The 21,891-nt window shown below is 44.5% G+C and carries 37 protein-coding genes and 1 rRNA gene (1 of these 38 only partly in view); 3 read left to right on the top strand and 35 right to left on the bottom strand.

Annotated features, from left to right (window positions below; all coding sequences use genetic code 11):
• Nucleotides 1–507 (bottom strand): 16S ribosomal RNA (locus P3X63_RS00960); it reaches 1,042 nt to the left of the window's first position.
• 342 nt (nucleotides 508–849) lie between these two features.
• Here P3X63_RS00960 and pdaB point away from each other — a divergent pair.
• Nucleotides 850–1,614, top strand: coding sequence for a polysaccharide deacetylase family sporulation protein PdaB (pdaB, locus tag P3X63_RS00955; RefSeq protein ID WP_026586037.1), 765 nt, complete (start codon nucleotides 850–852; stop codon nucleotides 1,612–1,614).
• Nucleotides 1,615–1,620: 6 nt separating this feature from the next.
• Here the strand turns inward: pdaB and P3X63_RS00950 are convergent, their stop codons facing one another.
• A complete protein-coding gene (locus P3X63_RS00950) occupies nucleotides 1,621–2,220 on the bottom strand; it encodes a KinB-signaling pathway activation protein (protein WP_026586038.1) in 600 nt (199 codons plus the stop codon).
• Nucleotides 2,221–2,333: 113 nt separating this feature from the next.
• On the opposite strand from P3X63_RS00950, the gene gerD reads away from it, so the two are divergent.
• Nucleotides 2,334–2,915, top strand: coding sequence for a spore germination lipoprotein GerD (gerD, locus tag P3X63_RS00945; protein ID WP_026586039.1), 582 nt, complete (start codon nucleotides 2,334–2,336; stop codon nucleotides 2,913–2,915).
• Nucleotides 2,916–2,967: 52 nt separating this feature from the next.
• Here gerD and P3X63_RS00940 read toward each other — a convergent pair whose 3' ends face one another.
• From P3X63_RS00940 to P3X63_RS00930, 3 genes are all read right to left on the bottom strand, one after another.
• A complete protein-coding gene (locus P3X63_RS00940; RefSeq protein WP_277692273.1) occupies nucleotides 2,968–4,029 on the bottom strand; it encodes an Mrp/NBP35 family ATP-binding protein in 1,062 nt (353 codons plus the stop codon).
• Between the two features lie 98 nt (nucleotides 4,030–4,127).
• Nucleotides 4,128–4,841: an N-acetylmuramoyl-L-alanine amidase CwlD gene (cwlD, locus tag P3X63_RS00935; protein WP_026586041.1), complete on the bottom strand. Its 714-nt coding sequence runs from the start codon at nucleotides 4,839–4,841 to the stop codon at nucleotides 4,128–4,130.
• A gap of 104 nt (nucleotides 4,842–4,945) precedes the next feature.
• A complete protein-coding gene (locus P3X63_RS00930; RefSeq protein WP_026586042.1) occupies nucleotides 4,946–5,389 on the bottom strand; it encodes a YbaK family protein in 444 nt (147 codons plus the stop codon).
• Nucleotides 5,390–5,501: 112 nt separating this feature from the next.
• On the opposite strand from P3X63_RS00930, the gene P3X63_RS00925 reads away from it, so the two are divergent.
• Complete coding sequence (locus P3X63_RS00925) at nucleotides 5,502–5,960, top strand: DinB family protein (protein WP_077735276.1); 459 nt, start codon at nucleotides 5,502–5,504, stop codon at nucleotides 5,958–5,960.
• A gap of 67 nt (nucleotides 5,961–6,027) precedes the next feature.
• Here P3X63_RS00925 and rpsI read toward each other — a convergent pair whose 3' ends face one another.
• From rpsI to rpsC, 30 genes are all read right to left on the bottom strand, one after another.
• The gene (gene rpsI / locus P3X63_RS00920; RefSeq protein ID WP_026586044.1) at nucleotides 6,028–6,420 is read right to left on the bottom strand and encodes a 30S ribosomal protein S9; all 393 of its coding nucleotides are present in this window, start codon (nucleotides 6,418–6,420) and stop codon (nucleotides 6,028–6,030) included.
• A 20-nt stretch (nucleotides 6,421–6,440) separates the two neighbouring features.
• A complete protein-coding gene (gene rplM / locus P3X63_RS00915) occupies nucleotides 6,441–6,878 on the bottom strand; it encodes a 50S ribosomal protein L13 (RefSeq protein ID WP_026586045.1) in 438 nt (145 codons plus the stop codon).
• A 159-nt stretch (nucleotides 6,879–7,037) separates the two neighbouring features.
• Nucleotides 7,038–7,781 (bottom strand): tRNA pseudouridine(38-40) synthase TruA, encoded by a 744-nt coding sequence (truA, locus tag P3X63_RS00910; RefSeq protein ID WP_077735275.1) that lies wholly within the window; start codon nucleotides 7,779–7,781, stop codon nucleotides 7,038–7,040.
• Nucleotides 7,782–7,792: 11 nt separating this feature from the next.
• Nucleotides 7,793–8,590 carry an energy-coupling factor transporter transmembrane component T family protein gene (locus P3X63_RS00905; RefSeq protein ID WP_026586047.1) on the bottom strand — a complete coding sequence of 266 codons (798 nt, stop codon included), beginning with the start codon at nucleotides 8,588–8,590 and terminating at the stop codon, nucleotides 7,793–7,795.
• A complete protein-coding gene (locus P3X63_RS00900) occupies nucleotides 8,587–9,456 on the bottom strand; it encodes an energy-coupling factor ABC transporter ATP-binding protein (protein WP_026586048.1) in 870 nt (289 codons plus the stop codon). Before P3X63_RS00900 ends, P3X63_RS00905 begins: the two co-directional genes overlap by 4 nt.
• Entirely contained in the window at nucleotides 9,432–10,277 is an 846-nt protein-coding gene (locus P3X63_RS00895; protein WP_026586049.1) for an energy-coupling factor ABC transporter ATP-binding protein, read from the bottom strand. The genes P3X63_RS00900 and P3X63_RS00895 overlap by 25 nt, the downstream gene beginning before the upstream one ends.
• Nucleotides 10,278–10,415: 138 nt before the next feature.
• Nucleotides 10,416–10,778, bottom strand: a complete 363-nt coding sequence (gene rplQ, locus P3X63_RS00890; RefSeq protein WP_020449876.1) for a 50S ribosomal protein L17 — start codon at nucleotides 10,776–10,778, stop codon at nucleotides 10,416–10,418.
• 77 nt (nucleotides 10,779–10,855) lie between these two features.
• Nucleotides 10,856–11,800, bottom strand: coding sequence for a DNA-directed RNA polymerase subunit alpha (locus P3X63_RS00885; protein ID WP_003178382.1), 945 nt, complete (start codon nucleotides 11,798–11,800; stop codon nucleotides 10,856–10,858).
• Nucleotides 11,801–11,974: 174 nt separating this feature from the next.
• Complete coding sequence (gene rpsK, locus P3X63_RS00880) at nucleotides 11,975–12,370, bottom strand: 30S ribosomal protein S11 (protein ID WP_026586050.1); 396 nt, start codon at nucleotides 12,368–12,370, stop codon at nucleotides 11,975–11,977.
• Nucleotides 12,371–12,390: 20 nt separating this feature from the next.
• Nucleotides 12,391–12,756: a 30S ribosomal protein S13 gene (gene rpsM, locus P3X63_RS00875; protein ID WP_026586051.1), complete on the bottom strand. Its 366-nt coding sequence runs from the start codon at nucleotides 12,754–12,756 to the stop codon at nucleotides 12,391–12,393.
• A 22-nt stretch (nucleotides 12,757–12,778) separates the two neighbouring features.
• Nucleotides 12,779–12,892: a 50S ribosomal protein L36 gene (gene rpmJ, locus P3X63_RS00870; RefSeq protein WP_003156543.1), complete on the bottom strand. Its 114-nt coding sequence runs from the start codon at nucleotides 12,890–12,892 to the stop codon at nucleotides 12,779–12,781.
• 33 nt (nucleotides 12,893–12,925) lie between these two features.
• On the bottom strand, nucleotides 12,926–13,144 hold the full coding sequence (gene infA, locus P3X63_RS00865) for a translation initiation factor IF-1 (protein ID WP_003178377.1): 219 nt from the start codon (nucleotides 13,142–13,144) through the stop codon (nucleotides 12,926–12,928).
• On the bottom strand, nucleotides 13,122–13,451 hold the full coding sequence (locus P3X63_RS00860) for a KOW domain-containing RNA-binding protein (RefSeq protein WP_026586052.1): 330 nt from the start codon (nucleotides 13,449–13,451) through the stop codon (nucleotides 13,122–13,124). Before P3X63_RS00860 ends, infA begins: the two co-directional genes overlap by 23 nt.
• 10 nt (nucleotides 13,452–13,461) lie before the next feature.
• Nucleotides 13,462–14,208, bottom strand: coding sequence for a type I methionyl aminopeptidase (map, locus tag P3X63_RS00855; protein WP_026586053.1), 747 nt, complete (start codon nucleotides 14,206–14,208; stop codon nucleotides 13,462–13,464).
• The gene (locus tag P3X63_RS00850; protein WP_026586054.1) at nucleotides 14,205–14,858 is read right to left on the bottom strand and encodes an adenylate kinase; all 654 of its coding nucleotides are present in this window, start codon (nucleotides 14,856–14,858) and stop codon (nucleotides 14,205–14,207) included. Before P3X63_RS00850 ends, map begins: the two co-directional genes overlap by 4 nt.
• A gap of 52 nt (nucleotides 14,859–14,910) precedes the next feature.
• Complete coding sequence (gene secY / locus P3X63_RS00845) at nucleotides 14,911–16,206, bottom strand: preprotein translocase subunit SecY (RefSeq protein ID WP_277692262.1); 1,296 nt, start codon at nucleotides 16,204–16,206, stop codon at nucleotides 14,911–14,913.
• 1 nt (nucleotide 16,207) lies between these two features.
• Nucleotides 16,208–16,648: a 50S ribosomal protein L15 gene (gene rplO / locus P3X63_RS00840; RefSeq protein ID WP_026586056.1), complete on the bottom strand. Its 441-nt coding sequence runs from the start codon at nucleotides 16,646–16,648 to the stop codon at nucleotides 16,208–16,210.
• 30 nt (nucleotides 16,649–16,678) lie between these two features.
• Nucleotides 16,679–16,858, bottom strand: coding sequence for a 50S ribosomal protein L30 (rpmD, locus tag P3X63_RS00835; protein WP_006640333.1), 180 nt, complete (start codon nucleotides 16,856–16,858; stop codon nucleotides 16,679–16,681).
• A 13-nt stretch (nucleotides 16,859–16,871) separates the two neighbouring features.
• Nucleotides 16,872–17,372, bottom strand: a complete 501-nt coding sequence (gene rpsE / locus P3X63_RS00830) for a 30S ribosomal protein S5 (protein WP_026586057.1) — start codon at nucleotides 17,370–17,372, stop codon at nucleotides 16,872–16,874.
• Between the two features lie 24 nt (nucleotides 17,373–17,396).
• The gene (rplR, locus tag P3X63_RS00825) at nucleotides 17,397–17,759 is read right to left on the bottom strand and encodes a 50S ribosomal protein L18 (RefSeq protein ID WP_026586058.1); all 363 of its coding nucleotides are present in this window, start codon (nucleotides 17,757–17,759) and stop codon (nucleotides 17,397–17,399) included.
• A gap of 31 nt (nucleotides 17,760–17,790) precedes the next feature.
• Nucleotides 17,791–18,327, bottom strand: a complete 537-nt coding sequence (rplF, locus tag P3X63_RS00820; protein WP_026586059.1) for a 50S ribosomal protein L6 — start codon at nucleotides 18,325–18,327, stop codon at nucleotides 17,791–17,793.
• Between the two features lie 29 nt (nucleotides 18,328–18,356).
• Nucleotides 18,357–18,755 (bottom strand): 30S ribosomal protein S8, encoded by a 399-nt coding sequence (gene rpsH, locus P3X63_RS00815; protein ID WP_003178355.1) that lies wholly within the window; start codon nucleotides 18,753–18,755, stop codon nucleotides 18,357–18,359.
• Nucleotides 18,756–18,786: 31 nt separating this feature from the next.
• Nucleotides 18,787–18,972 (bottom strand): 30S ribosomal protein S14, encoded by a 186-nt coding sequence (gene rpsN, locus P3X63_RS00810; protein WP_003178353.1) that lies wholly within the window; start codon nucleotides 18,970–18,972, stop codon nucleotides 18,787–18,789.
• Between the two features lie 22 nt (nucleotides 18,973–18,994).
• On the bottom strand, nucleotides 18,995–19,534 hold the full coding sequence (rplE, locus tag P3X63_RS00805; protein WP_026586060.1) for a 50S ribosomal protein L5: 540 nt from the start codon (nucleotides 19,532–19,534) through the stop codon (nucleotides 18,995–18,997).
• Nucleotides 19,535–19,559: 25 nt separating this feature from the next.
• Complete coding sequence (rplX, locus tag P3X63_RS00800) at nucleotides 19,560–19,871, bottom strand: 50S ribosomal protein L24 (RefSeq protein WP_026586061.1); 312 nt, start codon at nucleotides 19,869–19,871, stop codon at nucleotides 19,560–19,562.
• 37 nt (nucleotides 19,872–19,908) lie between these two features.
• The gene (rplN, locus tag P3X63_RS00795; RefSeq protein WP_026586062.1) at nucleotides 19,909–20,277 is read right to left on the bottom strand and encodes a 50S ribosomal protein L14; all 369 of its coding nucleotides are present in this window, start codon (nucleotides 20,275–20,277) and stop codon (nucleotides 19,909–19,911) included.
• Nucleotides 20,278–20,318: 41 nt separating this feature from the next.
• Nucleotides 20,319–20,582: a 30S ribosomal protein S17 gene (gene rpsQ / locus P3X63_RS00790; RefSeq protein ID WP_003178345.1), complete on the bottom strand. Its 264-nt coding sequence runs from the start codon at nucleotides 20,580–20,582 to the stop codon at nucleotides 20,319–20,321.
• 24 nt (nucleotides 20,583–20,606) lie between these two features.
• The gene (gene rpmC / locus P3X63_RS00785; protein ID WP_003178343.1) at nucleotides 20,607–20,807 is read right to left on the bottom strand and encodes a 50S ribosomal protein L29; all 201 of its coding nucleotides are present in this window, start codon (nucleotides 20,805–20,807) and stop codon (nucleotides 20,607–20,609) included.
• Nucleotides 20,797–21,231, bottom strand: a complete 435-nt coding sequence (gene rplP, locus P3X63_RS00780) for a 50S ribosomal protein L16 (RefSeq protein ID WP_006640324.1) — start codon at nucleotides 21,229–21,231, stop codon at nucleotides 20,797–20,799. The genes rpmC and rplP overlap by 11 nt, the downstream gene beginning before the upstream one ends.
• Before the next feature lies 1 nt (nucleotide 21,232).
• Nucleotides 21,233–21,889 carry a 30S ribosomal protein S3 gene (rpsC, locus tag P3X63_RS00775; protein WP_026586063.1) on the bottom strand — a complete coding sequence of 219 codons (657 nt, stop codon included), beginning with the start codon at nucleotides 21,887–21,889 and terminating at the stop codon, nucleotides 21,233–21,235.
• Between the last annotated feature and the right edge of the window lie 2 nt (nucleotides 21,890–21,891).

Raw genomic sequence — 21,891 nt, 5'->3', positions numbered from 1 at the left:
CTTTCTGGTTAGGTACCGTCAAGGTACCGCCCTGTTCGAACGGTACTTGTTCTTCCCTAACAACAGAGTTTTACGATCCGAAAACCTTCATCACTCACGCGGCGTTGCTCCGTCAGACTTTCGTCCATTGCGGAAGATTCCCTACTGCTGCCTCCCGTAGGAGTCTGGGCCGTGTCTCAGTCCCAGTGTGGCCGATCACCCTCTCAGGTCGGCTACGCATCGTCGCCTTGGTGAGCCGTTACCTCACCAACTAGCTAATGCGCCGCGGGTCCATCTGTAAGTGATAGCCGAAGCCATCTTTTATGATTGAACCATGCGGTTCAATCAAGCATCCGGTATTAGCCCCGGTTTCCCGGAGTTATCCCAGTCTTACAGGCAGGTTACCCACGTGTTACTCACCCGTCCGCCGCTAACCTCAGGGAGCAAGCTCCCATCGGTCCGCTCGACTTGCATGTATTAGGCACGCCGCCAGCGTTCGTCCTGAGCCAGGATCAAACTCTCCATGAAAAGTTTGATAATGACTACGCACACTCGCATGTGCGATTTATAAAAAATGAATTAACAGGTACGTTTTGTCTTGTTTAGTTTTCAAAGATCATTTCCGCTTCGTTCAGCGGCTTTAATAATATAACATCAAGCCCACTGTATTGTCAATAATTTTTTTTGAAATTATTTTTTGGGGCTTTTTCATGTCGGCTGTTCATCAGCGACGAATAACAATATACCATACATAAAGAAATGAAGTCAACCACGTTTTTAATTTTTTTCTAATGACGAATAATTGTTATGTTCTATTTTAAACAAGCATAGGATGAAAACAAAGCAGCATGGACAAGGAGGAGTTTTTCTGTGAACCATTTTTATGTATGGCATATAAAACGGATTAAGCAGCTGATCATTATTATGATTGCCGCTTTTGCCACTGCCAGTTTTTTTTATATGCAAAACCTGCTTCCTCTTCCTGTGTTTTCAACAGACGGCGGATCAAAAGCAGTGTATCGGGGAGATAAGGACTCCAATGAAGTGGCCCTGACATTTAATATCAGCTGGGGAGACCAAAAAGCAATCCCGATTTTAAATACATTAAAAGCAAATGGAATAAAAGATGCCACTTTCTTTATTTCCGCTTCATGGGCGGAACGCCATCCGGATGTCGTGGAAAGAATTCAAAAAGACGGCCATCAAATCGGCAGCATGGGCTATGCCTATAAAAACTATTCGCAAATGAAGAAAAGCGAGATCAAAAAAGATCTGACAAAGGCGCAAAATTCGTTTCAAAAGTTGGGTATCGATGACCTGACTCTGCTCAGACCGCCTACCGGCCAGTTCAATAAAGATGTACTTGATGTCGCCAAACAGTACGGCTACACTATCGTACATTATAGTATCAATTCCGATGACTGGACGAACCCGGGCGTTCGGAAAATTGTTCAAAACGTCAATGACACAGTGAGTGCAGGAGACATCGTTCTTTTTCATGCGTCAGATTCGGCGAAGCAGACAAAAGAAGCCCTGCCTGAGATCATCCATCATCTGCGGGGCAAGGGGCTCAAAAATGTATCCGTGAGCGAGTTGATCTCCAATACCGATGCTCAATCTTCCGAAGTGAAATAACAAAGGCTATGTACGACTTAAGAATTTCGGCAGCATTAAAAGCTGAAAAGCGTTGCAGCTTAATAAAGGGAGCAGCATTAAATAAAGCCAGTCCTCTTCATTCACCCTTAACGCCGGGAACCATTCCAAGACCGTAAACACGACCATTAAAAACAACGCGGAAACAAATGTTTTTTTTGAGGACTGTTTTTGTTTCATATAGGCTGCTACAAGTCCAACCGCCAATATAAACAACGGCAGCCAAATATACGGGATGAATGCTCCCCCTTCTTCTTCAAAAAACAAATAACGCAAATACACTAAATCGAACGTGACAAATATAACTAAAAACAATTGAATTGAATTCCACAAAGAATGGGATCTGAATATTTCAAGCGCAAATCGATGAATCGTTAAAAAAATGACATACCCCATTTGGGCAATCACACTAAAGATCATGCCCACCCCGATAAACCAAAATAAAACAGAAAGAATTTCAAGAACCTCAAAGGACAAAAACAGTTCCTTATACCTTCCCCACTCTATCCCAAAACCGACAATGCTTGTAGTCAATGCTCCAACACCTAACACAGAAAAGAAAAATCGGACAAGATTACGGCTTTTCATTTAGACTTTCCAACCCCTAAATTGCCGCTTCATGCAGCGATATTTTGTTATGTATAAATTCATCAAAGACATTCATATTAAAAGTAAGAAGAGTTTTCGAAAGGAGCTTAAGCATGTTCAAACACGCAATGCTATGGATAAGCTGTTTTCTGTTTCTATCTGTAACAGCTTGTGCTCCCAAGGACCAAGCAGCTGAGCTGGACTATGAGGAAACAAAAAAAATGGTTGTCGATATATTAAAAACAGATGACGGAAAAAAGGCGATTCAGGAAATTTTAAATGATGACAAATTGAATGAAACACTTGTAATGGATGAAAAGACCGTCAAAGAGACCGTCGAAAAAACACTGACTTCAAAAAAGGGAACCGAGTTCTGGAAGAAAGTTTTTGAAGACCCGAAGTTCGCTGAAGGCTTTGCCAAAACGCTTGAAAATGAGCATGAAAAGGTACTCAAAAAGCTGATGAAAGACCCTGACTATCAAAAAATGCTCATGGAGGTCATGCAGGATCCGGCAATGGCCAAAAAATACGGCGAACTGGTCAAGAGCCAAGAATTTCGAACCCATCTTAAAGAAGTAATAACCGAAACTCTTACAAGTCCCCTTTATAAAAAGCAGTTTGAAGAAGAACTGAAGAAAGCGGCCGCCGAAAGCATGAAGGAAGAATTAAAGGGCGGCGAGGAAAAACAAAGCTAAACGCTTCGCCTGACCTCATCACCTGGCTTCTTCTCCGGAAGAAGCTTCTTTTTCATGCTTGCAGGCTGATGCTTTGATCGATTTTTTTGGCAATATCTAAATAGATCTCACCTGTCGGATGGTTTTGATCATACACGGATGGTGCAAAATCATCATCATCCCAATCCGGCTGCCTGAGCGGTATTTTGCCTAAAATAGGGACGCCTAGTTCTTCGGCAAGCTTTTCGCCTCCGCCTTTGCCAAAGACGTATTCCTTTTCGCCCGTCTTGGCACTTTCAAAATAAGCCATATTTTCAACGATTCCCACGATTTCATGGTCGGTCTTCAACGCCATAGCCCCTGCTCTGGCGGCGACAAATGCTGCCGTCGGATGCGGTGTCGAAACGATCACTTCCTTGCAGCTCGGTAGCATGGAATGGACGTCAAGCGCGACATCACCGGTACCTGGCGGAAGGTCTAAAATAATGTAATCGACATCTCCCCATTCCACCTCGTGAAAGAAGTTATTCAGCATTTTCCCAAGCATCGGGCCCCTCCAAATGACAGGTGCATTATCTTCAACGAAAAAGCCCATCGAGATCACTTTGACGCCAAATCTTTCGACAGGGACAACCTTCTCGCCTTCTATTGTAGGCCGCACCGTGATTCCCATCATATCAGGCACGCTGAAACCGTAAATATCGGCATCAATCAAGCCGACTTTTTTTCCGAGACGCGCAAGGGAAACAGCCAAGTTTACCGAAACCGTCGACTTGCCGACACCGCCTTTTCCGCTTGCAACGGCTAAGAAAACGGGCTGTTTATCACTGTTCAGCAATGACTTGCCTTGGCCTGGAGCGGGCTCTTGATATTTCATGACCACTTCTTCCGGCAGCTCTTCAAATCGCAGTCCCACCGTCTCTGCGCCGGCTTCCTTCAGTCTTGTAACGATCTCCTGCTGAAGCTGCATCTGTTCGGCAGATCCCGTTTTTGCGAGCGCCACTTTTACGCTGACATGCTGCTTTTCAGGCTTTATTTTAATGTCTTTGACAGCATCCAGTTCGCTGAGCGGCTTATGAAGAAAAGGCTCGTACAAATCGCCGACTATTTTATTTACATCGTCTTCTCGCATCATTGAATCTCACCCTTTGTTGTATTCGTTTACAAAATAAGTATAGCATATCTTTCCTTTCAGTGTCTTTGACGCAATGCGGAAAACGCAGGAAACCCTCCTTATTCAGGAGGGTCTCTGTCTTCTGTGAAATATCGAAGCACACCTTTATAAATGGAGGCAGCGATTTTATCCTGGTATTTCGGTTTCCCCAGCTGTTTGGCTTCCCCGGGATTTGATAAGAACCCGATTTCGACTAACGCTCCCGGCTTCTCCACATGCTGCATCAGATAAATACCGTGGATCCGCTTTGCTTTCCGGTTTGTATTCTCAAGGTTATGCCTTAGTTCATCCTGAATAAACTTGGCCACCCGTTCATTTTCTTCATACTGTCCATAGAAAAAACTCTGCGCTCCGCTCCATCTTGCTGAAGGAATGGCATTCAAATGAATGCTGATGTAAAGATCCGCTTCAGAGCTATTGATCATATCCACCCTCTTACGCAGATCCTCCGCTTTCCTTCTGCTAAGCCCCCTCGTTTCCTCCGGGGCAAGGTCATGATCATCTTCACGGGTCAGCAGCACCAACGCTCCCTGCTCCTGAAGGTAATCCCTGACTCTCAATGAAACCTCAAGCGCCACGTCTTTTTCCAGAAGGTCTCCACCGGAAGCGCCTCCGTCAGGGCCCCCATGTCCGGGATCAATATAAATGATTTTTCCGCTTAATGGCAGATTCCATGATTTCCAAGAATCATCATTGTTGAATTGGTACTGAAATAAACATAATAAAACGACAAAGCCGAGTAAAAACCCAAGCCATTTTATTTTCTTCTTCATCCCTTTCCCTCCCGCTTGTCCTTATTACAAGATATGGGACAAGGAAAGGAAATATGATTCAGTCCTGCTGCACATTCAAATAAAACTTTTTCCGATTCTCAAGATTATTTGAGGCGGAGTTTGAACCGCTTTTCCCTTTGGTTGAAGCCTTCCTTCCACCAGCTTTGGATAAAGGACTCACATGCATAATAGAGCGGTTCATTGGCAACTGCAATGTTAAAAGCTTCAGACCAGCTGACCGCATAGTCATAAAGTTCATGAAGAAGCTGCCTTTCTTCCTTTTCCGAACGAGCCATCGCTTTTTGAACAGATTCTCCGTGATAGCCGAATTTACCATATTGAGCACCCATCAAATACGCTTCAATCGCAAAATCGATGCATCCGTCATATAGGATATCCGTATGCTTTGAATAGAAATAAAAAAGAGGTGCAAAGCATTCCTCTGCCCTGGTGATCATTTTTTCCAAAGAAAGCTCACAGAGCAGCTTTTTCTCTAAATGAATCTGCTTTTTTTGTTTTACTTCAATAAATGATAATACAGTCCCCATAACACCGCCTCCTTTTTACCCTGTATTGTGCAATCAGGAGCCGCAAATCATGCTTGCCTAAAGAAGGGAAACGGAGGAAGAAGCCGAAAATATTAGGAGAGGTGAGCATGAGGTGAAAGGATTGTTTCAGTATAATTGGCAGGTTCGCGATGAATGGTTTGACTGGTGTATGCAGCAGCCGCGGGAAGAACTTGAGAAGAGGCGTTCAGGGGGTATGGGAAGCATTTTGAAAAATCTCTTTCATATTGTCGATGTTGAAGTGAGCTGGATTTACGCCATATTAGACAAACCGGATATTGCCCCTGACTTTACCGACTTTCAGACCATACAGCATATCATTCGTTTTTCTGAAGCATATCGGCCTGAAGTGGAAGATGCGGTATCCAGCTTTTGCAGCGCTTCTGAACAAAAGCTGATTAAAGCGTCATGGTCTGATGAGGCTTATACAGAGGGGGCTATTTTAAGGCATTTGATCGCTCATGAAATTCACCATACCGGACAAATATCCGTCTGGGCAAGGGAGATGAACTGTACTCCGGTATCCGCTTCATATGTGGGACGACGCATTTAAAACGGACCGTGATGAAGAACAAAAGGCTCCCAATCCAAAGGATTGAGAGCCTTCCAAACGTCCAAAATTAACGTTTTGAGAACTGAGGTGCACGGCGTGCGCCTTTAAGTCCGTATTTTTTACGTTCTTTCATACGAGCGTCACGAGTCAGAAGACCAGCGCGTTTAAGAGTTGAACGGTATTCTGGATCTGCTTCAAGCAATGCACGAGCGATACCGTGACGGATTGCTCCTGATTGACCAGATAAGCCGCCTCCATGTACGTTTACCAAAACATCATAAGTTCCAGCTGTTTCAGTCAAAGTTAATGGTTGTTTGATATCTTCGATTAGAGCTGGAGACGGGATGTGTTCGCTGATTTCACGATTATTAACGACGATACGACCTTCTCCTGGAACTAAACGCACACGCGCTACAGAACTTTTACGACGGCCAGTACCGTAATATTGAACCTGTGCCAAATTGGTAACCTCCTTTTTAATTAACCGCGAAGTTCGTAAACTTCAGGTTTTTGTGCTGCATGTGGATGCTCAGAACCACGGTATACGTTCAATTTTTTGAACATTTGACGGCCTAGAGAACCTTTTGGAAGCATGCCTTTGATAGCAAGCTCAAGCATTTTCTCAGGGTAGTTTGTACGCATTTCAAGAGCAGTTCTTGATTTTAATCCGCCTGGATGTTGAGTGTGACGGTAGTAGATTTTGTCCGTTAACTTTTTACCAGTTAACTCTATTTTTTCAGCGTTGATGATGATCACATGATCTCCAGTGTCAACGTGTGGTGTGTAAGTTGGTTTATGTTTTCCGCGAAGGATAGATGCAACTTCTGTAGAAAGACGTCCTAGCGTCTTGCCAGCAGCATCAACAACTAACCACTTGCGTTCAATAGTGCTTGCGTTAGCCATAGGTGTTGTACGCATTGAATTTCCCTCCTAAAAGATCTGTCAATTTCAATAAACTTTGATTACGTTCTATTTCACAACACAATAAGTTCCGGGGCTTATCGTGGGGTTGAAATACATACCATATGATATCTTATAACTTTCTGTACTCTCTGTCAAGAAAATGTTACACCTGGTTTAGTTGTCATAGATGACGTTCCATAAGTACAGTCCATGAGCCGGTGCGGTGCGCCCCGCGGCATCGCGATTTTGGGCGGCGATCATCTTCCCGATGTCATCGGGAGAAAATTTACCAGTTCCGACGTCAAGCAGTGTACCGGCGATAATCCTGACCATGTTATACAAAAATCCGCTTCCCACGATTCTCATTTGCAGGCCGTCATCCGTTTCAGACCATTCCAGCTCATAGATCGTTCTGACTTTGTCTTTCACATCGGTTTTGACCGCGCAAAAGCTTGTGAAATCATGGGTGCCGATCAAATAATCGGACGCTTCTTTCATTTTCTCCGTATCAAGCTCATACGGAACATGGTATGCATAGTGCCGTTTAAATACATCCGCATGTCTGCCCCTGTCGATCAGATAACGATACTCTTTTCTCTTTGCGGAAAACCTCGCATGGAACTGCTCATCGACCGCTTCCGCTTTGTTGACGGTTATATCATCGGGAAGCAGGGCATTTAATGCATAAGGCCATTTTGCTTCAGGGATGGAGAGCGTGCTGTCAAAGTGGATCGTCTGTCCGACCGCATGGACGCCGCTGTCGGTTCTGCCGGATGATACGACAGGGATGCGCTCCTTCGATTTGTGAAGGGTCTTCAACGCCTTTTCCAGCTCATCCTGAACCGTTCTTTTCCCCGGCTGAACCTGATAGCCGAAAAAAAGGTGTCCGTCATATGAAATGGTGCACTTCATTCTCATGTCTATATCACCTAAGTCCGCAAAAGGATTAGCAATACGGCAAGCACAACTAAAATCAGGATGGCGGAAGTATCCTTCCATTTCCACGTCAGCTGCCTGTATTTCGTGCGTCCTTCCCCTCCCCGGTATCCGCGTGCTTCCATTGCGGTTGCAAGCTCTTCAGCCCGCTTAAACGCACTGACAAACAGCGGAACAAGAAGGGGAACAATCGCCTTGACGCGTTCTTTGACAGAACCACTTGTAAAATCTACGCCTCTCGCCATCTGCGCCTTCATGATCTTATCCGTTTCTTCAATAAGGGTCGGTATAAATCTGAGCGAAATGGACATCATTAAAGCGAGTTCATGAACAGGCAGCTTCAGCTTTTTAAACGGACCAAGCAAATGCTCAAGCCCATCTGTTACTTCGATCGGTGTTGTCGTTAATGTTAATAGCGTTGTGATCAAAATCAAATAAATAAAACGAAGCGAAATAAAAATTCCCTGAACAAGCCCCTGCTCATATATTTTAAACAGCCCGAGATCGGCGATCACAGATCCTTCCCGTGTCATCAAAATATGAAGCAGAAACGTAAACAGCACAATCCAGATAACCGGCTTCATCCCTTTCATAAGGAAACGGGCCGGAACGCCTGAGAAAGCGGCCGCAAGCAGCGTAAACACGCCAAGAAGCGCATATGTTTCTGTATTGTTTGCAAAAAAAACGATAAAGACAAAAAGGAAAATGGTCACAAGCTTTGTGCGCGGGTCAAGACGATGAATGATCGAAGAACCGGGCACATACTTGCCGATAATAATACTGTCCATCATAGGGCATTTTCCTCCTGAAAGAGCGCTTTGATTTCAGAGGCTGCCTCTTCAATCGTCAGGATGGGCTTTTTAAAGGTAATGCCGAGCGCCTCTTCAAGCCGTTGCTGAAATTTAATCGTTTCCGGCAGGTCAAGCCCTAAACCGGCGATTTCATCTCGCTTAGAAAAGATATCGCGCGGCGATCCTTTCGCTTTTACCGTGCCTTTGTGCATCACGATCAGCTCATCTGCATAGGCGGCCGCATCCTCCATGCTGTGTGTGACGAGAATCGTCGTCAGCTTCCTTTGTTTGTGAAGGCGGTAGAACATGTCCATGATCTCTTTCCGGCCCCTCGGATCAAGGCCTGCCGTCGGTTCATCAAGAACGAGAACTTCAGGCTCCATCGCCAGAACACCAGCGATGGCCACCCGGCGCATCTGACCTCCGCTCAGCTCAAATGGAGAACGGTCTGACAGTTCTTCATCCAACCCAACAAGCTGCAGCATTTCCCTCGCCTTTTTTTCAGCGTTCTCCCGGCTCATGCCAAAATTGACGGGCCCAAAAGCAATGTCCTTTAAGATCGTCTCTTCAAACAGCTGATGCTCGGGAAACTGAAAAACAATGCCGACCTTTTTGCGCAAAGCCTTTAAATGTTTATTTTTCTTGCCTGCTTCGATCACATCTTGTCCAAGGCGAATCTGTCCTTTTGTCGGCTTTAACAGACCGTTCAGGTGCTGAAGCAGCGTCGACTTGCCCGATCCTGTGTGACCGATGACGGCGACGTAGCTTTCTTCCTTGATCACGGCATTGACATCATATATCGCCAGGCGTTCAAAAGGCGTTTTCATCTGGTATCGGTGCTCTACATCTTTGATCTCAATGTCCATAGCTCATTCACCAATCCTTCTTGTGTCAGATGATCGCCCTTCACATCAAGACCGTTTTCTTTCAGCATCTGGCTGAGCTGAAAGGAAAATGGCAAATCAAGTCCGATGTCGATGAGATCCTTGTTGAGACGAAACACATCTTCAGGCACACCTTCGGCATATTTCCTGCCCCCGTTCATGACAATGATCCGGTCGGCTTTTGCCGCCTCATTTAAATCATGCGTAATCGAAATGACCGTCACCATACCTTCGTCCTTTAACCGCCTGACCGTCTCAAGCACTTCCTCTCGCCCCATCGGGTCAAGCATTGAAGTCGCTTCATCAAGAATCATGATATCAGGACGGGCGGCAAGCACTCCCGCAATCGCAACGCGCTGCTTTTGTCCTCCTGAGAGATGGTGCGGCTCTTGATCGAGAAATTCCTGCATGTTCACTTGCTGAACAGCCCAATCTACCCTTTCCACCATGTCTTCTCTGGGAACGCCGTTGTTTTCCAAACCAAAAGCCACATCATCGCGAACGGTTGTCCCGACAAATTGATTATCGGGATTTTGAAACACCATGCCGACTTTTTTTCTGATATCCCAGACCGTTTCTTCCGTCAGTCTGATGCCGCCGACTTCAATCGATCCTTCATCAGGAAGAATCAAGCCGTTTAAAGCGCGGGCAAGCGTCGATTTCCCCGACCCGTTGTGACCGACGATCGCCAGCCACTCACCCTTTGAAACATGGAAAGATACATGATCAAGTGCAGGTCTGTCGGCGCCTTCCTGGTAGCGGAACGTGATATCCTTTGCAGCAATTAATCGTTCTTGATTCATTCGCCCGTCCGGCCTCCTCTCCTCTAAAGCTCCGCTTATCTGACTGTTCTTCGTGCAAAAATATTCCAGTATCTAAAAAAAGGGCATAGATCCAGTTAAAAACTGTCCCGCCCTTCTTTAGACACACAAAATATGTGATTAAACCAATTCGATGATAGCCATTGGTGCTCCGTCACCACGGCGAGGACCAAGCTTCATAATACGTGTGTATCCGCCTTGGCGCTCTTCATAACGAGGTGCTACATCAGAGAAAAGTTTTTGAAGTGCATCTTGGTCTTTCTCTGCGTCCGCTACCTCGTTGCGGATGTATGCAGCTGCTTGGCGGCGTGCGTGTAAATCTCCGCGCTTGCCAAGTGTAATCATTTTTTCTACAACAGAGCGAAGTTCTTTCGCGCGAGCTTCTGTTGTTTCAATTCTCTCGTTGATGATCAAGTCTGTTGTAAGATCACGCAGCATTGCTTTACGCTGTGCACTAGTGCGTCCCAGTTTTCTGTATGACATGTGGTGTCCCCTCCTTTATTGAAATACTCTATCTGAAATAAAAAACACACGAAAATCCTAGTTCACATGGAAACTAGTCAATCGTCTTTGCGAAGGCCGAGTCCAAGTTCTTCAAGTTTCGCTTTCACTTCTTCAAGTGATTTGCGACCCAGGTTGCGAACTTTCATCATATCTTCTTCGGTCTTGTTCGCAAGCTCTTGAACCGTATTGATGCCCGCACGTTTCAAGCAGTTGTAAGAACGGACGGAAAGATCAAGCTCTTCAATTGTCATTTCAAGAACTTTTTCTTTTTGATCCTCTTCTTTTTCAACCATGATTTCAGCATGCTGGGCTTCGTCGGTCAAACCGACAAAAATATTAAGGTGTTCAGTCAAAATCTTTGAACCAAGCGCAATTGCTTCTTTTGGTCCAGTGCTTCCATCTGTCCATACGTCAAGCGTAAGTTTGTCATAGTTTGTAATCTGACCCACACGAGTATTCTCAACTTGATAAGATACACGAGAAACAGGTGTAAAGATGGAATCAATCGGGATGACGCCAATCGGCTGATCGTCTCTTTTATTCGCGTCAGCTGGTGTATACCCGCGACCTCTTTGAGCGGTTAAGCGAACTCGGAAACTCGCATTTTGGCCAAGAGTCGCAATGTGAAGATCAGGATTCAAAATCTCAACATCGCTGTCGTGGGTAATATCAGCAGCTGTTACAACTCCTTCACCCTGTACATCAATCTCAAGCGTCTTCTCTTCTTCAGAGTAGATTTTCAGTGCAAGTTTTTTAATGTTTAAGATAATCGTTGTAACATCTTCAACAACGCCTTCGATCGTCGAGAATTCATGCAGTACACCATCTATCTGGATCGATGTTACAGCGGCACCAGGGAGTGAGGATAAAAGGATACGACGTAAGGAGTTACCCAAAGTTGTACCATATCCACGCTCAAGTGGCTCTACGACAAATTTACCATACTTGGCATCGTCGCTGATTTCAACCGTTTCGATTTTTGGTTTTTCAATCTCGATCATTTCATAAAACCCTCCTTCAAAACGTCGAAACCCCGGAAAGAACGGCTCTCATTCTATCCGAAATTCCCCATTGTTTAGTCCCGTATGTGCTCAGGCAACGAGTGTGCATTCGTTTTATAAATTAACTGTATCATAACCCATTATTGACAGGGACACAAAATCTATACAAACAAATTACACGCGGCGACGTTTTGGCGGACGGCATCCGTTATGAGGAACAGGTGTTACGTCTCTGATCGCTGTAACTTCAAGTCCGGCAGCTTGGAGAGCACGGATTGCAGCTTCACGGCCAGAACCCGGTCCTTTAACAGTTACTTCGAGAGTTTTCAGTCCATGTTCGATAGAACCTTTAGCAGCTGTTTCAGCAGCCATTTGTGCAGCAAATGGAGTGGATTTACGAGAACCTCTAAATCCTAGAGCTCCGGCACTTGACCAAGAAATAGCATTGCCATGAACATCTGTAATAGTAACGATCGTGTTGTTGAAAGTTGAACGAATATGAGCGATTCCAGATTCAATATTCTTTTTCACGCGGCGTTTACGCGTGTTTGATTTACGAGCAGCAGCCATAGTTTAGTTACCTCCCTTGCTTATTTTTTCTTGTTAGCTACAGTACGACGCGGACCTTTACGAGTACGCGCGTTATTTTTAGTATTTTGACCGCGAACAGGCAATCCGCGACGATGACGAATTCCGCGGTAGCTTCCGATTTCGATCAGACGTTTAATGTTAAGAGACACTTCACGGCGAAGGTCACCTTCAACTTTCAGTTTGTCGATCACGTCACGGATTTTACCAAGTTCTTCTTCAGTCAAATCACGAACGCGAGTATCTTCAGAAACACCAGCTTCTTTCAAGACTTGCTGAGCCGTTGAACGGCCGATTCCAAAGATGTATGTTAATGAAATAACAACACGTTTATCACGTGGAATATCTACACCAGCAATACGAGCCATCTCTCTCGCACCTCCTTAAAAATTATCCTTGTTTTTGTTTATGCTTTGGATTTTCACAGATCACCATTACTTTTCCTTTTCTGCGAATGACTTTGCATTTTTCACAGATCGGTTTAACTGATGGTCTCACTTTCATGTGTTTCCAACCTCCTTCAATTTCCGGAGTGCTTTATTTGTAACGGTACGTAATTCTACCACGAGTTAAGTCATATGGAGATAATTCTACCGTAACTTTGTCTCCAGGTAAAATGCGAATGAAGTGCATGCGGATTTTACCAGATACGTGAGCCAAAACCGTGTGGCCATTCTCAAGTTCAACTTTGAACATTGCGTTTGGCAGCGTTTCGACTACAGTACCTTCCACTTCAATTACATCGTCTTTCGCCATTCAAGTGTTCTCCCTTCTTCAAATCAGTAACTTGCTCTCTGACAAATTTCAAAAGAGAAAATCTCAATTTTCCGTTTGTCACACGCCCAGTTTCATTTATACTGTTCTGAACTTCCGGAGATACGCAATCATAAAAGGTTAAATGATTGATATTCTTTTTCTTAGGAGAATGAAATTTACGCTTTTCTCCGTCTGCTATCAGCACATGATGATGATCGAATATATCAATGACAACCGCGTATTGGTCCATTTCGCGTCCTTGCGTAATGCGTACGAACTGTCCAATTTCAGGTGTTTTCCGATTCATCTCATTTCACCTAGGCTTTTGTCAGTATATCAAAACCTGTCTCCGTAATCGCGATCGTGTGTTCAAAGTGAGCACACTTCTTCCCGTCCACAGTTACAACCGTCCAGTTATCAGCTAATGTCTTAACATAACGGGTACCAGCGTTGACCATCGGCTCAATGGCCAGGACCATGCCAGGCTTTAAGCGCGGGCCTTTGTTCGGCGGACCATAGTGAGGAATTTGCGGATCCTCATGCAGGTTCTGACCGACCCCGTGTCCTACATATTCCCTGACAACTGAAAATTGCTCATTTTCGACATACGTTTGTATTGCGTGGGAAATATTCGACAACCGTTCTCCCGGTTTTGCTTCCTGCAAGCCTCTATATAAAGACTCCTCTGTCACATCCAGCAGCTTTTGATCCTCAGCGCTGATCGTTCCCACCGGATAAGTCCAGGCAGAGTCGCCATGATAACCGTTTAACTTCGCACCGATGTCGATGCTGATGATGTCTCCGTCACGAAGCACCCTTTTACCCGGTATACCGTGAACGAGTTCTTCATTGACTGAAACGCAAATGCTCCCGCGAAAACCATTATACCCTTTAAAAGATGGGATTGCACCTTGCTTTGTAATAAAACGTTCGGCAATTTGATCCAATTCTTTTGTCGAGATGCCGGGTTTGATGTGTTTTTTTAGCTCCTGGTGAGTTAAAGCAACAATCCGGCCTGCTTCCCGCATAATTTCGATTTCCCGGGGCGTTTTACAAATAATCATTTGCCATGGCCCCCGAGAAGCTCCCTTATATCACCGTAAACTTCATTGATGTTCTTTTGACCGTCAATGTTTACAAGATATCCTTTATCCGCATAAAAATCGAGTAAAGGCTGAGTTTGCTTCAGGTTGACCTCAAGTCGTGTGGAAACTGTAGCTTCATTATCATCTTCACGCTGATAGAGCTCTCCTCCACACTTATCGCATACATTTTCTTTTGCAGGCGGATTAAAGACTAAATGATAAGTTGCACCGCAATTTTTGCAGATTCTGCGTCCCGTCAGACGTTCCATCAATGCATCTTTATCGACTTGAATGTTGATGACATGATCGATAGACTTGCCAAGTCCTTTAAGAATTTCCTCAAGTGCTTCAGCTTGAGCGACTGTTCTCGGAAATCCGTCCAGAAGAAAACCTCGGTCACAATCATTCTTGCCAAGTCTTTCCCTGACAATACCAATTGTCACTTCATCCGGAACAAGCTCGCCTTTATCAATGTATGATTTGGCTTCCAGCCCCAGATCAGTTTCTTCTTTCATCGCAGCGCGGAACATGTCTCCTGTTGAGATATGAGGTATCCCAAAATCGTCAACAATCCGTTCAGCCTGTGTTCCTTTACCGGCTCCAGGCAGTCCCATTAAGACTAAGTTCATTTCGGATTCCCCGTCCTCTCTATTTTAGAGGAATGGGCGCATCCCATTTCCTCTAGTGCTTCATAAATCCACGATAGTTTCGTTTCACCAGCTGGCTTTCAAGCTGCTTCATCGTTTCCAGTGCAACACCGATCACAATCAGCAAACTTGTTCCGCCAATTTGTGCAGAAGAAGGCAGCCCGGCAATATTAACGAACAAGACAGGAAGAATGGCAATCACGGCCAAGAATATGGAGCCGACAAATGTCAGCCGGTACAAGATGCTCGTAATTCTATCCTGAGTCATTTTTCCTGGACGAACTCCCGGAATATAGCCGCCTTGTTTTTTAAGATTATCGGCCATTTGTTCAGGGTTAACCTGGACAAATGCATAGAAATAGGTAAAGGCAATAATCAGTGCTGCATAGATCGCCATTCCAACCGGATGCGTGTAATCAAACGTTTTTTGGATCCAGTTCGTCACATCGTTGGTACCAAAGAATGAAGCCACGGTCCGAGGTGTAATGATAAACGAAACAGCAAAGATAACCGGAATAACACCCGCCGGGTTAACCTTCAGCGGCAAGTGTGTTGACTGACCGCCAGGAACCGGTGAACGGCCTGAACCTTTCGCATATTGAATTGAGATTTTTCTTACTGCCTGTTGGATAAAAATCACGCCAACGACAATCGCCACAATCGCAACCAATATGATGACAACCTTTAAGATTTGCAAGAACAACTGATCTCCAGCGTCTGTAAACTGCTGAGCGTAGATCTGATTGACCGTCTGCGGAATACCGGCAACGATACCGGCGAAGATGATAATCGATATTCCATTACCAACTCCATGGGACGTAATTTGTTCTCCCAGCCACATTAAAAAAGCAGTTCCGGCAGTCAGCACAATCGCAATGGTCAAATAAGTACCGAATCCCGGGTCACTAATCAACGCGCCGCCCGCCATATTATTAAATCCGTAAGACATAGCCAGCGCTTGAATGAACCCAAGAATAATTGTGAAGTACCTTGTGAACTGAGCTAATTTTCGGCGACCAACTTCTCCCTGCTTAGACCACTCGGTAAACTTCGGCACAACATCCATCTGCAAAAGCTGGATGATGATCGAAGCTGTGATGTAAGGCATGATCCCCATCGCAAGAATGGAGAAGTTGAATAATGCACCGCCGCCAAATGTGTTAAGGATCCCAAATACGCTCATTTGGTCCTGTGCATTCAAAACTTCTGTGTTTACATGCGGCACAGGAATGAACGAACCGAGACGAAAGACGATAAGCATTAAAAGAGTGAAGATAATCTTATTCCGAATATCCTTCACACGCATAAAATTGGAGATTGTCTTAAACAAGTTAGATCACCTCAGCTGTACCGCCAGCAGCCTCAATTGCTTGTTTAGCAGAAGCGGAGAATTTATTGGCTTTAACAGTTAATTTCTTTTCTAATTTACCGTCGCCAAGAATTTTCACTCCAGATTTCAACTTGCTAATTACACCTGTTTCCAAAAGAAGTTCAGGAGTAACTTCCGTCCCTTCTGCAAAGCTGTTGAGTTTGTCTAGGTTGACTACAGCGAAGTCCTTGCGGTTGATGTTTGTAAAACCGCGTTTCGGAAGACGTTGGAATAAAGGCATTTGTCCACCCTCGAATCCAGGACGTACACCGCCGCCGGAACGAGCGTTTTGACCTTTATGACCTTTACCAGCTGTTTTACCGTTTCCAGAACCAATACCACGACCTACGCGGTTGCGCGTTTTGCGTGAACCTTCTGCGGGCTTTAATTCATGAAGTTTCATTAGGACACCTCCTTAGCTTATCGTTTATTTTTATTGTTCTTTAACAGAAACTAAATGAGATACTTTGTTAATCATGCCGCGGATCGCAGCGTTGTCTTCATGAACGACTGTTTGGTTTGTTTTCTTTAAACCAAGCGTTCTGACAGTAATGCGCTGATCTTCCGGGCGACCGATTACACTGCGTTTGAGGGTAATTTCTAATTTAGCCATTAATGTTCCCTCCTTATCCTAACAGTTCTTCTACAGATTTTCCACGAAGCTTCGCAACTTCCTCGGCGCGTTTCAGCTCGCTTAAACCTTGGACTGTTGCACGAATCATGTTGATCGGTGTGTTAGAACCTAGAGACTTAGAAAGGATATCAGCTATACCGGCAAGCTCAAGTACCGCACGTACTGGGCCTCCAGCGATGACTCCCGTACCTTCAGAAGCAGGTTTTAACAAGATGTTTCCTGCACCGAAACGTCCGATGATTTCGTGTGGAATTGTAGTTCCAACCATTGGTACTTCGATCAAATTCTTTTTCGCATCTTCTACAGCTTTGCGGATCGCTTCCGGCACTTCCTGTGCTTTACCAGTTCCGAATCCTACGTGACCGTTTTTGTCACCGACAACGACTAGAGCTGCGAAACGGAAACGACGACCACCTTTAACAACTTTCGCTACGCGGTTAACGGTAACTAAGCGTTCTTCTAACTCTAATTTGCTTGGGTCAATACGACGCATATTCATATGTCCCTCCTTCTTTTATTAAAATTCTAATCCAGCCTCGCGTGCAGCATCAGCCAAAGCTTTTACACGTCCATGATAGAGGTAACCGCCACGGTCGAACACGACGTTTGTGATACCTTTTTCAGAAGCGCGTTTTGCAACAAGCTCTCCAACTTTTGCAGCCGCAGACGTATCGCCGCCGTTTTCGGCGTTGAAGTCTTTATCAAGAGTAGATGCACTCACAAGTGTAACACCGTTCACGTCATCGATCACTTGTGCGTAGATATGTTTGTTTGAACGGAAAACATTTAGACGAGGTCTTTCAGGCGTTCCTGAAAGCTTCGAACGAACACGAGCGTGTCTTTTAAGACGTGCAGCATTCTTGCTTGTTTTCGTAATCATCTGGGTCACTCCTTTCTCACTTTAAGCGGGTTTACTTAGCAGATTTACCTTCTTTACGACGAACCATTTCTCCTTCATAGCGAATCCCTTTACCTTTGTAAGGCTCTGGAGAGCGTACAGCGCGAATGTTGGCAGCAGTAGCACCAACGCGTTCTTTATCCGTACCTTTAACGACTATTTTTGTTTGAGATGGAACTTCGATTTCAATTCCGTTTTCAGGAACGATCTCTACTGGATGAGAGTATCCAACGTTTAAAACAAGTTTGTTTCCGGATTTAGAAGCACGGTAACCGACACCGACTAATTCCAAACCTCTTTCAAACCCTTTAGATACACCTTCAACCATGTTTCCGATGATGCTGCGAGTTGTACCATGCAGCGCGCGATGTTCTTTATTTTCAGAAGGACGTTCTACAGTCAGTACATTGTCCTCAATTTTAATCTTCATATCAGGATGAAACGTACGAGTTAATTCTCCTTTTGGTCCTTTCACGGTTACAGTGTTGTCGTTCATTGTAACTGTAACACCTGAAGGAATCTCAAGTAGCTTCTTACCTACACGAGACATACCAAACACCTCCATTCATGTTAAACTTCTTACCAAACGTATGCTAATACTTCTCCGCCGGCTTGCTTAGCGCGAGCTTCTTTATCAGTTAACACACCTTGTGATGTAGAAAGAATTGCGATTCCAAGTCCGTTCAGTACGCGAGGCACTTCGTTTGACTTAGCGTAAACGCGCAGACCAGGTTTGCTGATTCTTTTAAGGCCAGTGATGACACGTTCGTTGTTTTGTCCGTATTTCAAGAAAACACGGATGATGCCTTGTTTGTTATCTTCAATGAATTCTACGTCACGGATGAAACCTTCTCGTTTCAAGATTTCAGCGATCTCTCTTTTCAACTTAGAAGCAGGGATTTCAAGCTTCTCATGACGTACCATGTTTGCATTACGAATACGAGTCAGCATATCTGCAATCGGATCTGTCATAACCATTATTTAATAACCTCCTTCCCATTAACGGGGATTACCAGCTGGCTTTTTTAACGCCAGGAATTTGTCCTTTATATGCAAGTTCACGGAAACAAATACGGCAAAGTTTAAATTTACGAATGACTGAGTGTGGACGTCCGCAGCGTTCGCAGCGAGTGTACTCTTGTACTTTAAACTTCGGTGTGCGTTTTTGTTTCGCAATCATTGACTTTTTAGCCACGATTTCGCCTCCCTTTCATTGATTATTTCTGGAATGGCATACCTAATTGAGTTAACAGTTCACGAGCTTCTTCATCCGTGTTGGCAGTCGTTACAATAACGATATCCATACCGCGAACCTTAGTAACCTTATCATAGTCAATTTCAGGGAAGATCAGCTGTTCTTTAATTCCAAGTGTGTAGTTTCCACGGCCGTCGAAAGACTTTTTGGAAATCCCGCGGAAGTCACGTACACGCGGTAAAGAAACAGAAATCAGTTTATCAAGGAAATCGTACATGCGCTCTCCGCGAAGAGTTACTTTCGCACCGATCGGCATTCCCTCACGAAGACGGAATCCAGCAATAGATTTCTTCGCACGAGTAACGACAGGTTTCTGACCAGCGATAAACGTTAGTTCTTCAACTGCGCTATCGATTGCTTTAGCGTTTTGAACAGCGTCACCAACACCCATGTTGATTACGATTTTTTCGATTTTAGGCACTTGCATCACAGAGTTGTAGTTAAACTTGTTCATTAATGCAGGTGTAATTTCTTTATTGTACTTTTCTTTAAGGCGGTTCATGAGATAGACCTCCCTTCCTTTATTACTAGTTATCTAGAACTTGCCCAGATTTTTTTGCAACACGAACTTTTTTGCCATTTTCTACTTTGTATCCTACGCGAGTCACTTCACCTGTTTTAGGATCGAGCGGCATTACGTTTGACACATGAATTGGCGCCTCTTGGTTTAAGATTCCGCCTTGAGGGTTTGCTTGTGTCGGCTTAGCGTGCTTCTTCACCATGTTGACACCTTCAACAAGTACGCGGTCCTTTTTAGGGAATGCTGCAAGGATCACTCCTTGTTTCCCTTTGTCTTTACCAGAGATAACCATTACTTTATCGCCTTTTTTAACATGCATCCTGATCGCACCTCCTTCAAGTCCGGCATTGATATCATTAAAGTACTTCTGGAGCTAAAGAAACAATTTTCATAAAGTTGTTGTCACGAAGTTCACGTGCAACAGGTCCGAAGATACGAGTTCCGCGCGGGCTTTTGTCGTCACGGATGATAACACATGCATTCTCGTCGAATTTGATGTAAGATCCGTCATTTCTGCGTGCTCCGCTCTTAGAACGAACGATAACAGCTTTAACGACATCACCTTTTTTGACAACGCCTCCTGGTGTTGCTTGTTTAACCGTGCAAACAATGACATCACCAATGTTAGCCGTTTTGCGTCCGGAACCGCCAAGAACTTTGATCGTAAGAACTTCACGCGCGCCAGAGTTATCAGCTACTTTTAAACGAGTCTCTTGTTGAATCATTATTTGTTACCTCCCTTCGGAAAAAGGATTTCCGAACTTTATTAGATAATAACAGCTTCTTCGACAACTTCAACTAGACGAAAACGTTTAGTCGCAGATAATGGACGAGTTTCCATGATCTTTACGATGTCACCGATTTTAGCCTGATTATTTTCATCATGTGCTTTGAATTTTTTAGAGTACTTTACGCGTTTACCGTAGAGTGAGTGTTTTTTGTAAGTTTCTACAACAACAGTAATGGTTTTATCCATTTTGTCAGAAACAACACGTCCTTGGTAGACTTTGCGCTGATTGCGTTCGCTCATGTTTTAGAGAACCTCCCTCCGGAATTATTTGTTGGCAGCAATTTCTCTTTCCCGAATCACAGTTTTCATGCGCGCGATTGACTTGCGCACTTCACGAATGCGAGCAGTATTTTCAAGTTGTCCTGTCGCTAATTGAAAGCGAAGATTGAAAAGTTCTTCTTTAAGAGACTTTACTTTTTGTTCAATTTCAGCAGTGGTAAGGTCACGAATTTCATTAGCTTTCATTTGATTCACCACCAATTTCTTCACGTTTTACGAACTTCGTTTTAATTGGCAATTTGTGAGATGCAAGACGAAGAGCTTCACGAGCGACTTCCTCAGACACACCAGAAATTTCAAATAAAACTTTGCCCGGTTTTACAACAGCTACCCATCCTTCAGGAGCACCTTTACCGGAACCCATCCGAACCTCTAGAGGCTTAGCTGTATAAGGCTTAGAAGGGAAAATTTTGATCCAAACTTTACCGCCACGTTTCATGTAACGAGTCATCGCAATACGTGCTGCTTCGATTTGGCGGTTTGTGATCCAAGAAGCTTCTTGAGCCTGGATACCGTATTCACCGAAATGCACTTCAGTGCCGCCTTTCGCACGGCCGCGCATTTTTCCGCGATGCTCTCTGCGATATTTAACGCGTTTTGGCATTAACATATTATTTTCCTCCTTCCTCAGTTTTCTTCTTAGTAGGAAGAACCTCTCCACGATAGATCCAGACTTTTACACCGAGCTTACCGTAAGTTGTGTCAGCTTCAGATGTAGCATAGTCGATGTCAGCACGCAATGTGTGCAATGGAACAGTTCCTTCACTGTAATATTCAGAGCGAGCGATATCAGCGCCGCCAAGACGACCGGAAACCATTGTTTTAATTCCTTGTGCACCAGCGCGCATTGTGCGTTGGATTTGTTGCTTTTGCGCACGACGGAAAGAAATACGGTTTTCCAATTGACGAGCAATGTTATCTGCAACTAGCTGAGCATCAAGATCAGCTCTTTTGATTTCAAGAATGTTAATGTGTACACGCTTGCCAGTAAGGCTGTTAAGGGCTTTGCGAAGCGCTTCGACTTCAGAACCGCCTTTACCGATAACCATACCAGGCTTAGCTGTGTGGATCGTAATATTGACACGGTTTGCCGCACGCTCGATTTCCACTTTAGAAACTGAAGCGTCAGACAGGCGTTGATTAATAAATTCACGGATTTTTAGATCTTCGTGAAGGAAGTCTGCGTAATCTTTGCCAGCGAACCACTTAGATTCCCAATCACGTATAACCCCAATACGAAGACCGACTGGATTTACCTTTTGACCCACGA

The organism is Bacillus sp. HSf4, from assembly GCF_029537375.1.
Lineage (GTDB): Bacteria > Bacillota > Bacilli > Bacillales > Bacillaceae > Bacillus > Bacillus sonorensis_A.
This window is presented reverse-complemented; position numbering and strand designations above follow the sequence as displayed.